Here is a 14,448-nt window from a genome sequence, read left to right as displayed (position 1 = left end):
TAGGTCTTTGAGATGGCATATATCCTTTTTGTTTACACTATTAATATATGAAAATCAAACCGTTAAAACAAATAATAAACCTTAGATAATGAAAAAAAAGAGACTGCCTTTTTGAGACAGCCTCCTTTTTGTTTTCTTCAGGAGTGTTGATACCAAAACTTTGCTCACTCGATTTTACCCTAGTGGTAGCTGTGCCCATTGGAATCTATTCTTGTCGTAGTTATCATGGAAGTTGCCGTGTATTTCCATGATAGTTGCAGCATTGTTCTAGTATGGATATAGTAGTTATATGAAATACTAAATAGCTATTTAAAGGAGCTAAGAAATTTACTGAAAACGTCCAATAACCCTCCGTTACCTATCTTTCTGATGGATTCATAAATTATATAAGATTAAATAATTCTGGATTTTTTTATTCTAAAATGGGGTTTTAAGTTATTTCGATTTATTTCGTTTTTTAAATATTATTAATTATTTTAGATTTGAGTAAAAAATAGCCAAATAAATTTCGTCTTTAAATGTATTTAAGGCGGCCTAATGCGTGGTGATCTCATCAGAGTGTACTTTATAGCATTTTATTAAAATTTTAAATCGTAATAGCATGATGAAAGGAAATGCTATTCGAAACAATTGTTAACAAAAAGAAAACATTAAGTTAAAGCAGACTTTTTGTTAGGGATATATTTTTGTGCCAAATTGAAAATTAACAATTTACGCCAATAACTATGTTTAGTATTAACCCTATCCAAATTAATCTCAGGCACTCATCCTCGAAAGTGCTATTTACGGCATTAGCAATTGCCTGTAATATGGATGTAGCTGGGGCAGCGATTCCGTTAGAGCGGGGCCACAGTGTTTTTCATTATTTTAATCAAGGGAAGATTAAAATCAAAGGAAAAGTTGTCGATAATAAAACCAAGGAGCCACTGGCTTCAGTATCTATACTTTCAGGTGGAGTGACGAAGGGTTCTACGGATCGGAATGGTAATTTTGAGGTAGATATCGAAGTTGGGGGGAAAATCCGTTTTCAGATGATCGGTTATGAGGCTCAAACGAGAAATTTTGAGGTCGCTCAAACCAACGTCCAGATTGGTTTAAATCCAACGTCTGAAGCGCTTGATGAGGTTGTGGTCACTGCATTGGGGATTAAAAGACAAGAGCGGGAGTTAGGGTATGCGACAACAGTTGTAAAAGGAGAGCAATTGACTGACGCACTTTCCAATAACTGGAGTGACGCGTTGTCGGGTAAAGTGGCCGGGTTGAATCTGATGCGTTCCAATGCAGGTCCTACTGGATCTACCAAAATTATTTTAAGGGGTGAAACGAATTTGAATGGAGACCCTGGGGCATTGATCGTCGTCGATGGTGTCGTTGTAAATGAAGGAAGCGGACGTAAGACGGCAAATGCGGGCGAAAGTGCGTATGGTACAGGATCCGATAATATGCCTGCAGACTACGGGTCGGGTATAGATGATCTCAATCCGGAGGATATCGAAAATATAACGGTGCTAAAAGGTGCCAGTGCTGCAGCCTTGTATGGGCAACGTGGTGCAAATGGGGCTATTATGATTACTACCAAGTCTGGAGCGAAAGGGAAAAAAGGCATTGGGGTTACGTTAAATTCAAATACCTCACTTGAAGCTATTAATCGAATGCCTGATTTACAGTATGAGTACGGACAGGGACTAGATGGTGCAGACTATTATTCTTATGGTACCACAGAAGATGGAACTAGTACTTCAGGGACCAGTTCAGCCTACGGACCAAAATTTGATGGCCAATATTTTTATCAATATGATCCGGTTACACAAAAAATTGGAACTGAACGTACGCTTTGGCGTCCTTATGATAACCTGAAGTCGTTCTTTGATGTCGGAAAAACATTCACCAATTCGGTCAGTATCGATGGTGGAACGGATAAAACATCAGCTCGGTTTTCTGCAACGAACGTCAATAATACCTGGATCGTTCCAAATACGGGGTACAAAAGAAATACGGTAGCATTATCTGTAAATTCAAAGGTGAGTGACAAACTCCAGATTAATGCTAAAGTAAATTATACGAATAAATGGTCTGACAATCTGCCCGGAGCTGGATATGGAAACCAGTCTTTGATGTACTGGTTTATTTTCTGGCAGCCAAATGCGGATATGAATTGGTTGAAGGATTATTGGGTGCAAGGCGCAGAGGGGCAGAAAATCAAGTATCCATTTTCTTCCTATCCTGAAAATCCGTATGCTATATCTCGGGAATTTATCAATGGTACTGATCGCCAAGGGGTAACAGGGAATGTTCAAGCCAATTATCAGTTTAATAAACATTGGAATTTGATGTTGCGAAGTTCTTTGGACATGGCTTATGAGAATAGGGAACAAAAAAGGCCTTACGATGCAGGCGCAAAAATGCCTTATGGTAGTTACAGAACCCAGTCCATTTCATCACGGGAAACCAATTTGGATTTCTTATTAAAATATGAAAATGAGATAAACAAAGATTGGAAAGTGTCTGGAACAATTGGCGGTAGTACGAATGATAATCGTTATCATAAAGATGAAATGCGTGCAGACTCTCTCACGTATCCGGGAGTTTATGTAATGGCCAACGCAAAAGGACCTATTCTTAACTTACCTTATAAAAGTCATGTGCAAAGAAATGGTGTCTATGGACTTTTTACCGCAGCCTATAAGAACTTCCTATATTTAGACGGAACTTATCGTATTGACTGGGCAAGTACATTGGCGTCTGCAATGGCACCAGATAAGAAAAAATATTTTACTTACCCATCCTTAAATGCAAGCTTAATCGCTTCAGAATTATGGAAATTGCCCAAGGCTATTAATTATGCGAAACTGCGGGGTTCGATTTCAGGTGTGGGAAGTGGTGGAGATGATCCTTATATCATTGATTTTTCTTATGAAAATGCTGGTGGCCAATATCCTGGAGGGCTACAAGTCCCCACATTGATTGTAAATCCTTACTTACAACCGTTACGTACACAATCCATCGAATTTGGTACTGAGGTGCGTATGTTTAAGGATAGGTTTGGTTTTGATGTTGCTGTTTATCAGAGTAATACGCGAAATCAACAATTGAGAAGGACTATTGATGCTTCCACCGGTGGTAGGCAGAAAGTTGTCAATGCAGGGGAGGTTAGAAATAAAGGGATAGAATTGGCCATGGATGGTACTCCAATTAAAATTAAAGATGGGTTTAATTGGAAAGTATTCGCGACATTCTCTATGAATCAAAATAAAATTATATCATTGGCAGACTCGGCTATGATTCTTCAGACAGGACCTGTAGCAGGGGGGCAGTTAGTGGCAAAAGTAGGTGGGTCAATGGGCGATCTATATGGTATTGGTTATAAAAGATCTCCAGATGGACAAATTATTTATGATAGTAAAAGCGGTGTAGCCTTATTGACCGATGACGTGGTTTACTTAGGGAATACGATTCCTAAAGGAAAAGTAAGTTTAGGTAATGAATTTAGATATAAAGGTTTCCGACTAAATTTATTGTTTGATGCACAATTTGGTGGGGTTGCCCATTCCTTGACACATTATAAATTGGCCGAACAAGGAAAGACCAAAAATACACTTCCTGGACGTTATAGTGGAATTATTGGAAACGGTGTTGTTCAAAATCCCGACGGTACCTATCGCAAAAATGATGTCATTGCAACCAATGTGGATGAATATTATCGCTCTCATTACGGGCAGGATAATGCGGAAGGAAGCACCTTTTCTACAAACTTTATCAAGTTTAGGGAAGCTCGATTTGATTACTCCTTTTCCAAAGCATTTGTTAACCGCTTGAAATTACAAAAGGCCTCAGTTGGTGTTTATGGAAGAAACCTTGTGATTTGGTCAAACTGGCCAAACTTTGATCCGGAATTTGGTACGTTGTCAGGGACAGATATTGTCAAAGGATTTGAAATTGCTCAATTCCCTTCTACGAGAACTTATGGTTTTAACTTAGTTGTAGGCTTTTAACATTATAGATAATGAAACAATCGTTCAATTTCATAGGCATGATCCTAATTGCGATTGCAATGTTTTTGCAATCGTGCGATAAAAATTTTGAAGAAATTAATACAAATCCAAATAACAGTGTAAACGCTTATCCATATCAATTAATGCAGCCTGCATTTAGGGATCTTGTTGCGTCTAATATGTCTCGTAATCGCTCATTAAATAATGAGCTGATGCAGATAACGGTCAGTATAAGTGATGGTGAGTACCGCATATTCCGTTATGATATACGTAATACAGTTTCTGATGGTCCCTGGAATTCCATTTATCCAGAACTGAAAAATGTGAAAGAAATTTACAAATTAGCGGACGGTGGAATCAATGATAATGCATCCTATCGTGGGATATCTCTAATTATGCAGACCTGGGGTTTTTCTATTTTGACCGATACTTATGGGGATATTCCTTACTCAGAATCCTTAAGAGGATTGGGCGAAGATATCTTAGAACCTAAGTTTGATACGCAAAAGGAAATTTATTTGGATTTCTTTAATAAATTAGATTCTGCCAATGTATTGTTGTCAAAAAATACGGCAATCAAAGGAGAATACGATCCCATTTACAATGGAAATGTGAGCAAATGGCGCAAGTTTGGGAACTCGTTATTTTTACGGTTATTATTAAGAGCTTCCGGACAGTCTGATCCAGCAGTTGCTACATTGGTTCGCTCAAAAATTAATGATATTTTAGTTAATAGTACCTCTTCTTACCCGTTAATGTCAAGTAATGATGATTCGGCTATTCTGCGTTGGACTGGTATGTCACCCCTGATCTCTCCATTTATGGATGTGAGAGCACAAGACTTTCGTCAATCATCTTTAGCGAATTTTTTTATTGATCATTTGGTTGCTTGGAACGATCCACGAATTAACATTCCGACATATGGTTCTAACGGTGTAAATCGTTTCGGAATTGCACCTATCAGTGGGAATTTTGTCGGTATTCCAAGCGGTTATGCTCCTGGTGAAGGTTGGGAGCGTCAGTCCTATTTTTATTCTTATGATCAAACGGTGAATAATCTTCCTGTGAAGACCATGATGAACGAACCGTTGACGGGAATGATTATGAATTGTTCCGAATTGCTGTTTATTAAAGCAGAGCTCGCATTAAAAGGATTCTATACAGATAAGGCAGGCGATCTTTATAAAGATGGAGTTATGAAAGGGATTACAACTTGGCTGCCGACTTATGCCGAGCCTATTGAAGACTATTTAAATAATGGCGATATCAATTGGGACGAAAACTACAGTTTCGAGAAAAAGATGGAAATGATTCATCTACAAAAGTACTATGCTCTATTATTTGTAGACTGTCAGCAATGGTTTGAATTTCGGAGGACAGGTTATCCTTCGTTACCTAAGGGGACTGGCTTAAAAAATGGTGGGGAAATGCCTGCCCGCTTAAAGTATCCAATTTATGTCCAGTCGGCAAACCCTACAAACTATAAGCTGGCTGTAGCACAGCAAGGGGCTGATGAGATTAATACGAAGGTATGGTGGCAGAGACGATAATAGGTTTTATAAAATTAATGCGTAGATAATGAAAAGATATATTTTTTATATAGTAACGGGATTCATGAGTGCATTTGCTCTAGGTTCTTGTAGCAAAGACGGAAATTATCCGGGCGGAGTGGTTAGTTCCTATATCGGTATTTTCGATGTCAGAAACATTTATAAAGGACAACCTGTACAAATCAACCAAGATAATTTGGATGGATCTACAACAATTGCCGGTGTCGTGGTTTCCGACCATCGAGAGGGAAACTTTCCGGATGGATACCTGGTTATCCAAGATCGTAGACGCTTGCGACAGCTGCGTGGTATTACAATACCCTTGGGAAAGGCTGCGGAAAATTATGTCATAGGAGATTCCCTTGAAATCAATATTGTTGGGAGTGAGCTGACGCGGGAAAATGGGATTCTGCAGTTAAAAAACGTTGCCGAATCAAATATTGTAAAGATTGCTTCGGATAAACCAATTCCCAATAATCGCGTGACTGCAAAAGATATTTTGGCAAATCCGGATAAATATGAAAGTACGTTGGTTGCGATCGTAAAAGGCGGTTTTAATCCATTGCCTGCTGCTGGAGACATTTTAGAAGGGCAAAAGGTTCTGAATGATGGATTCGGTAACTTAAATTTGGAAACGAAATCATCGGCAAAGTTTGCTAAAAGAAATTTAAGTGTTTTGGCCAATTATTTTGGTGTGATCTTTAATAAGCAGGATTCCGAAGGTAAGCTTATTCCTTATGAAGTTTTGCGTAAAGAATCGGATATTCAGGAATTGAGTTCGGTGATTGAACATACGCCTGTAGCCATTTCCGGTTTCGCCAGCGATGTAAAAGGCGGGGATGGAAATTATGAATATATTCAGCTTTTAGCCATTGAAGATATCGATTTTTCGAAAACTCCTTATGCTGTTATTGTTAGTAATAATGCGAATGCATCTACGCCAACAGGTGTCCCTGCAAAAGGTTGGGCGACAGGAGGAATGCGGACGTATAAACTGAATATTACTTCTGGAACTGTTGCAAAGGGCCAATATTTCTATGTAGGTGGAAAATATAAATTAATTAATGGATCGAGCTCAACAGATATTTCGAATGCAAAATGGGTCATTAATTATGATTATGTTGCCAAGGATGGTTTTGATGGTATTGGTACCAAAACTGGTGGACTCATGGCTAATAGTGGTAATGCATTTGGTATAGCAGTATTTAATACGACGGCCGTGACAGAAGCAACAAAACCTGTGGATGTTATGTATATCTCCGGAGGCGGTGCATTGACAGATGGAACGAAAGGTTACCGTATTACAAACAATGATTTTTATGACGTTATTGATCCGCTGTCCTTAAAGTCGCAGCCTTTTTTTATGGCTGGAACCAATACGATTTTCTTAAAATATAATACAGCTGATGTGGGGTATTTTGTGAGCCTAGGAGGGGTATATAATACGTCATTAGCGAGATGGACATCTGCACGATCTCAGAATAATATAGAGATGACTAAGGCGTCCGCGCTGAGTGAAATCGAAAATGAATTGTCAACGAAAATTGAACAATAAACGATATAAATAAAGGGGCCTCAGCCCCTTTATTTATTCCATAGAAATATGTCGTTATCCAAAAATTGGTAGAGCTAAAACATATTTTTGTTATATTCATTATATAACTATAAACGAAGACTTATGAACTTAACAGATTTAGTTACAGGTGGAGTAGGCTCTAAAGCGATAGAGACTATTTCAAAAATTACTGGTGTCAGTGAATCTAAAGCCAAGTGGATTGTAGCAGCGGCAGTTCCTTTGATGATTGCAGCATTGAATTACAATGCCAAAAACAAGGGGCAGGCGGAAAATATTGATAAGGCTATTGACCAGCATAGCAATAGCGGGATACTCGATAAAATTGGAGATTTCTTTGGACAGGGTGGAGCAGAACAGGGCGGTGAGCAAAATGTTTCTGAAGACGGCAATAAAATTGTCAACCATATGTTCGGCCAAAATACCGAAGTCGTGACACAGCATATAGCAGATAAAGCAGGCTTGAGTTCTTCTCAGGTCACCGGAGTATTGGCTACACTTGCTCCGATAGTAATGGGGTATCTAGGACAACAAAAGCAGGCTTCAAGCGGCGGTGGGATTGGTGATCTGATCGGCTCTGTGCTTGGTGGTGGAACACAACAAAATGCAGGTGGCGGTATGTTGGGTGGTATATTAGGCTCTTTCTTAGGCGGTAGCCAAGAAGAACAAGCGCAAGCAACTGAGCAGCCGGCATCGGGAGGTAGTGTTATCGACATGTTGGGTGGATTGGCAGGCAGTTTTTTTGATAAAAATAACGATGGGCAGGCAAAGGGCAATATTCTTGATTCAATCGCCGGTATGTTTGGCAAGTAAGCTGTGTTCGGTTATTATTTTTCTTGATAAAAAGCTAGTATGGGATGAAGCTAAGATGGTGCAGATCCTAAACAGGAAGCGGTCGGAAGTTCTACACTTCCGACCGCTTTCTGTTTGTTCAATTTGTATTAATCTTCGGCCGATACTTTCGGTGGAAAATTTTTATGTTTTCTTTTGCTGATTTTGTCAATATTGACGGGTTGAGGTACCTTGACATAATATCCTGTTCCGTCATATTCACGTTTATTGGGATTTTCCTTACATGCTGGCGAACAGCATCCATCCATCTCCCAGCCGCACACATCACATTGTGTGAAATGTTCATTACAAGTTGGGTTGGCGCAGTTGATCATTTTAGTGGTTTGCTTGCCACAGTTAAAACAAGTTGATACCACGGATGGGTTGACAGAATTTACATCGACAGTAACACGATTGTCAAAGACGTAGCATTGACCTTCAAAATCTTCACCACCTGCTTCCTTTCCGTATTTGATAATGCCGCCATGTAATTGATAAACATCCTCGAAGCCTTCTTTTAACAAGAGAGCAGATGCCTTCTCACATTTGATACCGCCTGTGCAGTACGTTAATATTTTTTTTCCTTTATATTGTTCGAGCTCTTTGATTTTCTCGGGGAACTCGCGGAAATTGTCAATATCTAGGGTAACAGCATTTTTAAAATGACCAACATTGTGCTCGTAATTTGAGCGTACATCCAATACAACCACATCCTCTTGGTCTTTCATGGCTAAGAAATCCTTCGGTTCAAGGTGCACACCGGTTTGACGATTGGGGTCAATTTCTTTTGGATCTCTCAAACCAGAGTGAACAATTTCGGCTTTGTAGCGGCAATGCATTTTAATGAATGATGGTTCATCTACATCGTCAATTTTGAACTCTGTTTTATTGAAACGACCATCGGCATAAATGGCATCCATATAGCTTTTACAGGATTCTACAGTACCTGAAACAGTTCCATTAAGACCTTCATCAGCTACAATGATACGGCCGACTAAGTTCAGTGATTTACAAAATTCTAAATGATCTGATGCGAATTTTTCGGCATCCTCGATAGGGCTGTAACAATAGTACAGCAAAGTTTGATATTGTGTCATGATATTCATTGATACCGCTGCAAACGGCGTTTAATGCTAAAAATAAATTTAGTGCAAAGCTACGAAAAATAATAAGTGGAATAAAATGACCCTCGTCACCTTTTCTTCAAAGGTTCGAGGAGGTATTCCAAGCCATTCAGCTTTATTTCATAGAGTGTTGCTAACTGCTGGCCTAGTTTTCCCTTTGGAAAGCCTTTTTGGTTATACCACACGAGATAGGGCTCAGGAAGATTACATAAGGTGTATCCCTGGTATTTGCCAAATGGCATCTTGACTGTAACAAGTTCGGTTAAAATTTCAGGATTCAACATTAGTCTTGAGGTTTTCCATAATTGAGACGGTACCAAACTGCTTTTAGCGCAATGACGCCATGATTGAATAAATTGGGAATGGCTCCATAGTAGCGTTTGAATATCGAAAAACGCTCTTTCAAGGATTCCTGATGTCTTTGTTTTGACATCCCGCCAACAAGATACCGGGCAACATATTGCTGTGCATTGACCGTTTTTTTTGCCTTTTTGGCACAACGGATAACCCAGTCAATATCAGCGCATAATTTATAATTGAGATCGTATGTCTCGGCGATTTCCCGCTTGATGTAGATCGCCTGATGACAGATATTCATGCCGTAGCGAAAGCTTTTCCAGTCGAAATGAGCCGGAACCTTGTGCCGCCGTTCACCAATAATATTCCTGTTGTCGTCCACGAGGATTGTTTCGCCGTAAAGAATATCTGCGTTATCGCTCAGTTTGGCGAGGTTCTCAATGCTATTCAAATCATAGATCTCGTCTCCAGAATTTAAAAAAAGAACATAATCGCCTGTTGCTAAGGCTAAACCCTTATTCATGGCATCATAGATACCCTTATCCTTTTCGGAGAGGATGACGGCGATTTTATCCTTGTATTTTTGGATGATCTCTAACGTTCCGTCGGTTGATTGTCCATCAATGACAATATACTCTATATGATCATAGCTCTGATTGACAACAGATTTCAGGGTGTGTTCTATGTCACGCACATTGTTGTAAACGACAGTTATAATCGAAAATTTAGGATGAGCAGACATGTTTTTTATGTATTGAATTTATTTATTTTCTTCTTCAGGAATCGGATGCCACGGTTGAATAAAGATCCTTTCCGATGGGCGTAGAAATACTTGATGGCTTCATAAGCTTGCTTGTTTTCTGAAATTTCCGTCGGAAAATACCGTATAGGACTTTCCGCTAGTGTAACCTGATACGTAGCTTCTGCAGCTGTATGTGTACCCGAACCATCGTTACCAATATTTTGCGTCATTGAATTCCTTGGATACAAAACTAACCCATTTTTTTTGAATACAGAAGCGTACCAGCGTATGGCCCAAGAGTTGATCTTTCCGGCTCTAAATTCCTGCACTTGTTTCCAGAAGTTTTCTTTTCCCTCGATACTGAATTGGTGTATTTGGTCGGCGGTAAAATCCGATACAAGTTCATCAATATTGGGATTGAAATGTTGCCAGGCGCGGTCCCAGGTTGCCCAGCCCCAACTATTGGCGACCCGAAAAAAGAAAGTCTCCGGCAGTTTATCTAAATCTTTTAACGGATAACCATAACCGCTGATCTCCATAACCCGATCTTGATCTTTATAGCGCTCCAGTGCCTGATTGAAATAGTCTAGTGCAAACACCGCAGTTTCCAGATCGTCTTCCAAAACAATAATCTTTCCATGGGCATTGACCACTTTTGTAACACCATCGATCACATTGGCTGCCAAACCCCAATTTTCTGTCCTTTCTACAACAATGACCTCTTTAAAGTTCCATTGCTTATTGATAATCTTTCGTACTTCAGTAACTGCCTGAACAGATTTTTCGTTTTTTGCAGCATCCGAATAGATATATAGCGTGGTCTGGTCTGCTAATATATTATTTTCTAAAGCTGAGAGTGTTCTTATTGTATGATCAGGACGATTGTACACAAAAAGTATGACTGGAGCAGTATTGTTCATTTATCAATAGATTTTGTTGAAGGCTTTTTTGTTGGTCACACGGGTACGGTAAACTGCTCCTGTTTTGCCCAGCAATCTAAAAGCAATGTTTAAGTAGCTTTTTGCTTCAAAAGCATGACCTTTAAAAAATGAAGACGCCATTTTCTTTAGACTTGCCAATATTGCCATGGAAAAAGCTTTTACAAAAGTATAATTGATATTGCAATATTCTGTCAAATGATAGACAAATTCGCTTTTCAGAAAGGCCTTGCGGTCTGTTTTACGTTGTTGCCTATCGTGGTAGGCTTTGGCTCCTTCAGCGAGAATAATGCTTAATCCGTAGTACTTGATGCGGTTGGCATAATCTTTATCTTCTCCATAATGGAAAAAGATCGGTGCGAAACCACCGACTTTTCGGATCACCAGATTGGGGATAAACCAAAATGCAGCATTGACGAACGTGCAAATTCGATTAGAATTTTCGATGATGGCGTTTTTTGTATAGACAGCAAAACCATAGTCCAGTGTTGTTTCGGTTCCATCGTAGTGAATAGGTGAGATAATTCCGATATTGTCTGCGTTGACTTTCACTAAGTTGGCAATACAGTCCCGATCCAGCCAGGCGTCCTGATTGACCAAAAATGCATAATCATACTTTTCTTTCAAAACGATGTCAAGTCCAATGTTGTTGGCCTTTCCAAAACCCAAATTTTCGGAACTTTCTATGAGTCTTACTGATGGATACTTTTCTTTTATGATCTGTGTTGTATTGTCCCCCGAGTTGTTGTCGACAACTAAAATATCTGTTGGGTAACTCGAATCCAATAGGCTGGGTAAGCACTTGTGAATCCAAGGCTCAAAATTATAAGAGACGATTATGGTGAGAATCCTGGCCATCTATTTTTTTCGGATAACTGTTAGGAAATAGTGGTATAATTCCAACAAAATACTGGGTTTAAAGATTCTATTTACGATGATATAACTGCATACTGCAATTCCAATTGTACTTGCAAACCGAAGATAGAGGTTGGCGATGGCTGCGGTGGCATAATGTGCTGCTAAGCAGCTTATCGCTGCCAATAGTGCATAAGCAAAAATATCTGTTAGCAGATAACGAAATGAATAGTTCATATAAGGTTTGGCTGATATGTACCAAACGAATATCCAGAGGGCATTTAATGCCGAGGTCAATCCAATGAGCAGTTCTAGGCCTAATGATTTGCCGAAAAATAGGATGGCAATTTGGAGTAGGCCAAAAACAATGATATTCCGCATATAAACTTCAGGTTTCCCCTTGCTAATGATTAAGTTAGAGAAAACATTGCTTACAGAATCAAATGCGGCACCAATACAAAATATTTGAAGAAATATGGCGCTTTGCGCCCATTTGTCGGTGATCGCAATAGTAATAAAATCTTGTGCTACCGTGGTTAAACCCAATAACATTGGAAAGGCTAAAAAGGCTGTAAAGGAAATCAGTTTGCGAAAAACCCGAACTTGTCTATCCTTATCATCTTCTATTTCTTTTAAAATAGGCTGTGTCACATTATTGACCATATTAGTCAATATATTCTGGGCCATGATGCTCCAACGATTTGGATTCACGGTATACCCCAGTTCTTCAGCGGTATAATGCCGGCCTAAGATCGCTGCATATATATTTTTGTTGATATTGATAAAAATGTTGGTGACCAATATTTTGCTGCTAAATCCTAAAATGTCACGAATAGGTTTAAGATCGAACTGGAAAGTAGGTCTGAATTTGGAAAAATACCAGAATCCGAGCATATTGAAACCACTATAGGAAACAATTTGGATCGCGTATGCCCAATAAGCATAGTCCTTATAGGCTAAATAAACGCCGACTATATTTGATGCGATAAGAGCAAAGGTTCCCGTGATGACCCTTTCTTTGATTTTTAAATTCCGGAAGAGGTAAGCATTGTGTGCAATACCAAAACTACCTAACCAAAAGGACAAAAAGGTAAATCTGCTGAGCTCTACTAGTACTGGTTGATTATAGTATAAAGCGATAAGAGGAGCTGCAAAAAATAGAACGATATAAATAAATGTTCCAATTCCTACGCTTGTCCAGAATACCGCGTTATAATCTTTATGTTCAACATCTTTTTTATTGACAATCCCATACACAAATCCACTTTCTTGAAAAGCAGAAGCGAGAACAGAAAAGATGGTGATCATAGCGACTAAACCATAGTCTTCTGCTGTTAGCTTACGGTTTAGTAAGATGCCGAAGCCGAAGCCCAAAAACTGCTGGATGATACTGGCCATACCACCCCATAGCAGTCCTTTTGTTGTTTTTGATTTTAAAGAGTCATTTTTCGTTTGCGATGACATGCTAAATTAAATGAGCGGCAATATTAAAGTATTGCAATTGTATTCGCAAATTCTTTTAGGGAAACGTCAGTTGGATTGACATCGGTAATCAAATAAGAAATATCACGTAACGGTACAACTTTCATTTTTTGAACTGAATTAAGTTTTTCCGCAATGCTCAGAATAGCTACTTTTTTTGAGCATTTAATCATCGCACGTTTGATTTGCACCACTTCCCAGTCTGAATCGGTCACCCCATCTTCTACGGAAAGAGAATTTGTTCCCAACAAACAAAGATCGACTTTAAGATCGGCCAGTTCATTAGCGACTTGGGCTCCCGAAACAATGTTTGTATTGCGTGAAAGTTTTCCGCCAACTAAAATGACTTCAAGATTTGGCTTTTCGGCCAATTCTAGTGCAACTAATGGACTTATAGTAAAAAACGTACACTGCAGGTGATCGGGTATTGTTCTCGCTAATTCAATTAAGGTTGTCCCGCCTCCGACTAAAACAGTCATTCCATTGGAGATTAAAGTGCTTGCTTTCTTGGCAATTTCTTTCTTTGCCTCCTTGGCATATACGTTTCCATCCTGAAAAGGGAACTGAAATGATTTTGATAATGCTCCACCATAGACTTTTAGAACTTTACCATTCTCAGCAAGTTCGTTCAAGTCGCGTCTGATTGTATCTTCAGACACATTCAGCTGAACACTGAGGTCTGAGGATAAAACTTTATTATGTAGGTTGATCTGATGTATGATGAATGCTTGTCTTTCTTCCTTTAACATTGGTCTTTTGGTTTTTAATCGGAATTTTAAAATTAATTGAGAAATCAGTCTAAATGTAGTGAAAATTATTCTTCCTTTTTATCAATTTTTGTTATGCCAGCTTTGAACCTCGGTTTGAAGCCTGTAGGCTTGCTGGCAGCAGGTTCCTGTGTTTCTATGCTGTCGTTTTCAGGTTCAGCCTTTACGCTCGCATCTAACTTAATTTCGTCTTTCGTATCGGGCAGCTGTGTTTGTTCAGCAGTTTCTGTTTTGGTTACTCCGGCTTTAAACCTCGGTTTGAAGCCTGTAGGCTTGCTGGCAGCAGGTTCCTGTGTT

The 14,448-nt window shown here is 39.2% G+C and carries 12 protein-coding genes; 4 read left to right on the top strand and 8 right to left on the bottom strand.

The window, feature by feature from the left end; all coding sequences use genetic code 11:
• Positions 1 to 725: 725 nt before the first annotated feature.
• From B3H30_RS03085 to B3H30_RS03070, 4 genes are all read left to right on the top strand, one after another.
• Entirely contained in the window at positions 726 to 3,992 is a 3,267-nt protein-coding gene (locus B3H30_RS03085) for a SusC/RagA family TonB-linked outer membrane protein (protein ID WP_286833212.1), read from the top strand.
• A gap of 11 nt (positions 3,993 to 4,003) precedes the next feature.
• A complete protein-coding gene (locus tag B3H30_RS03080) occupies positions 4,004 to 5,542 on the top strand; it encodes a SusD/RagB family nutrient-binding outer membrane lipoprotein (protein WP_286833208.1) in 1,539 nt (512 codons plus the stop codon).
• 28 nt (positions 5,543 to 5,570) lie between these two features.
• Entirely contained in the window at positions 5,571 to 7,097 is a 1,527-nt protein-coding gene (locus B3H30_RS03075) for a DUF5689 domain-containing protein (RefSeq protein WP_286833206.1), read from the top strand.
• Between the two features lie 123 nt (positions 7,098 to 7,220).
• Complete coding sequence (locus B3H30_RS03070; protein WP_286833204.1) at positions 7,221 to 7,928, top strand: DUF937 domain-containing protein; 708 nt, start codon at positions 7,221 to 7,223, stop codon at positions 7,926 to 7,928.
• 128 nt (positions 7,929 to 8,056) lie between these two features.
• Here the strand turns inward: B3H30_RS03070 and B3H30_RS03065 are convergent, their stop codons facing one another.
• The 8 genes from B3H30_RS03065 to B3H30_RS03030 form a co-directional block, all read right to left on the bottom strand.
• On the bottom strand, positions 8,057 to 9,043 hold the full coding sequence (locus B3H30_RS03065) for a rhodanese-related sulfurtransferase (protein WP_286833201.1): 987 nt from the start codon (positions 9,041 to 9,043) through the stop codon (positions 8,057 to 8,059).
• A gap of 95 nt (positions 9,044 to 9,138) precedes the next feature.
• Entirely contained in the window at positions 9,139 to 9,354 is a 216-nt protein-coding gene (locus B3H30_RS03060) for a DUF3820 family protein (RefSeq protein WP_046673143.1), read from the bottom strand.
• On the bottom strand, positions 9,354 to 10,109 hold the full coding sequence (locus B3H30_RS03055) for a glycosyltransferase family 2 protein (RefSeq protein ID WP_286833198.1): 756 nt from the start codon (positions 10,107 to 10,109) through the stop codon (positions 9,354 to 9,356). The genes B3H30_RS03060 and B3H30_RS03055 overlap by 1 nt, the downstream gene beginning before the upstream one ends.
• A 5-nt stretch (positions 10,110 to 10,114) precedes the next feature.
• Positions 10,115 to 11,029 (bottom strand): glycosyltransferase, encoded by a 915-nt coding sequence (locus B3H30_RS03050; protein WP_286833195.1) that lies wholly within the window; start codon positions 11,027 to 11,029, stop codon positions 10,115 to 10,117.
• Positions 11,030 to 11,032: 3 nt separating this feature from the next.
• Entirely contained in the window at positions 11,033 to 11,905 is an 873-nt protein-coding gene (locus tag B3H30_RS03045; protein ID WP_115046389.1) for a glycosyltransferase family 2 protein, read from the bottom strand.
• A complete protein-coding gene (locus B3H30_RS03040; protein ID WP_070561415.1) occupies positions 11,906 to 13,366 on the bottom strand; it encodes a lipopolysaccharide biosynthesis protein in 1,461 nt (486 codons plus the stop codon).
• Positions 13,367 to 13,389: 23 nt separating this feature from the next.
• A complete protein-coding gene (locus B3H30_RS03035) occupies positions 13,390 to 14,133 on the bottom strand; it encodes a DeoR/GlpR family DNA-binding transcription regulator (protein WP_046673148.1) in 744 nt (247 codons plus the stop codon).
• Between the two features lie 65 nt (positions 14,134 to 14,198).
• Positions 14,199 to 14,448 (bottom strand): hypothetical protein (locus B3H30_RS03030; protein WP_286833193.1); only part of this gene is annotated, 250 nt, incomplete at its 5' end.

The sequence above is a fragment of the Sphingobacterium sp. UBA7038 genome, from assembly GCF_002494055.1.
Classification (GTDB): Bacteria; Bacteroidota; Bacteroidia; order Sphingobacteriales; family Sphingobacteriaceae; genus Sphingobacterium; species Sphingobacterium multivorum.
This window is presented reverse-complemented; position numbering and strand designations above follow the sequence as displayed.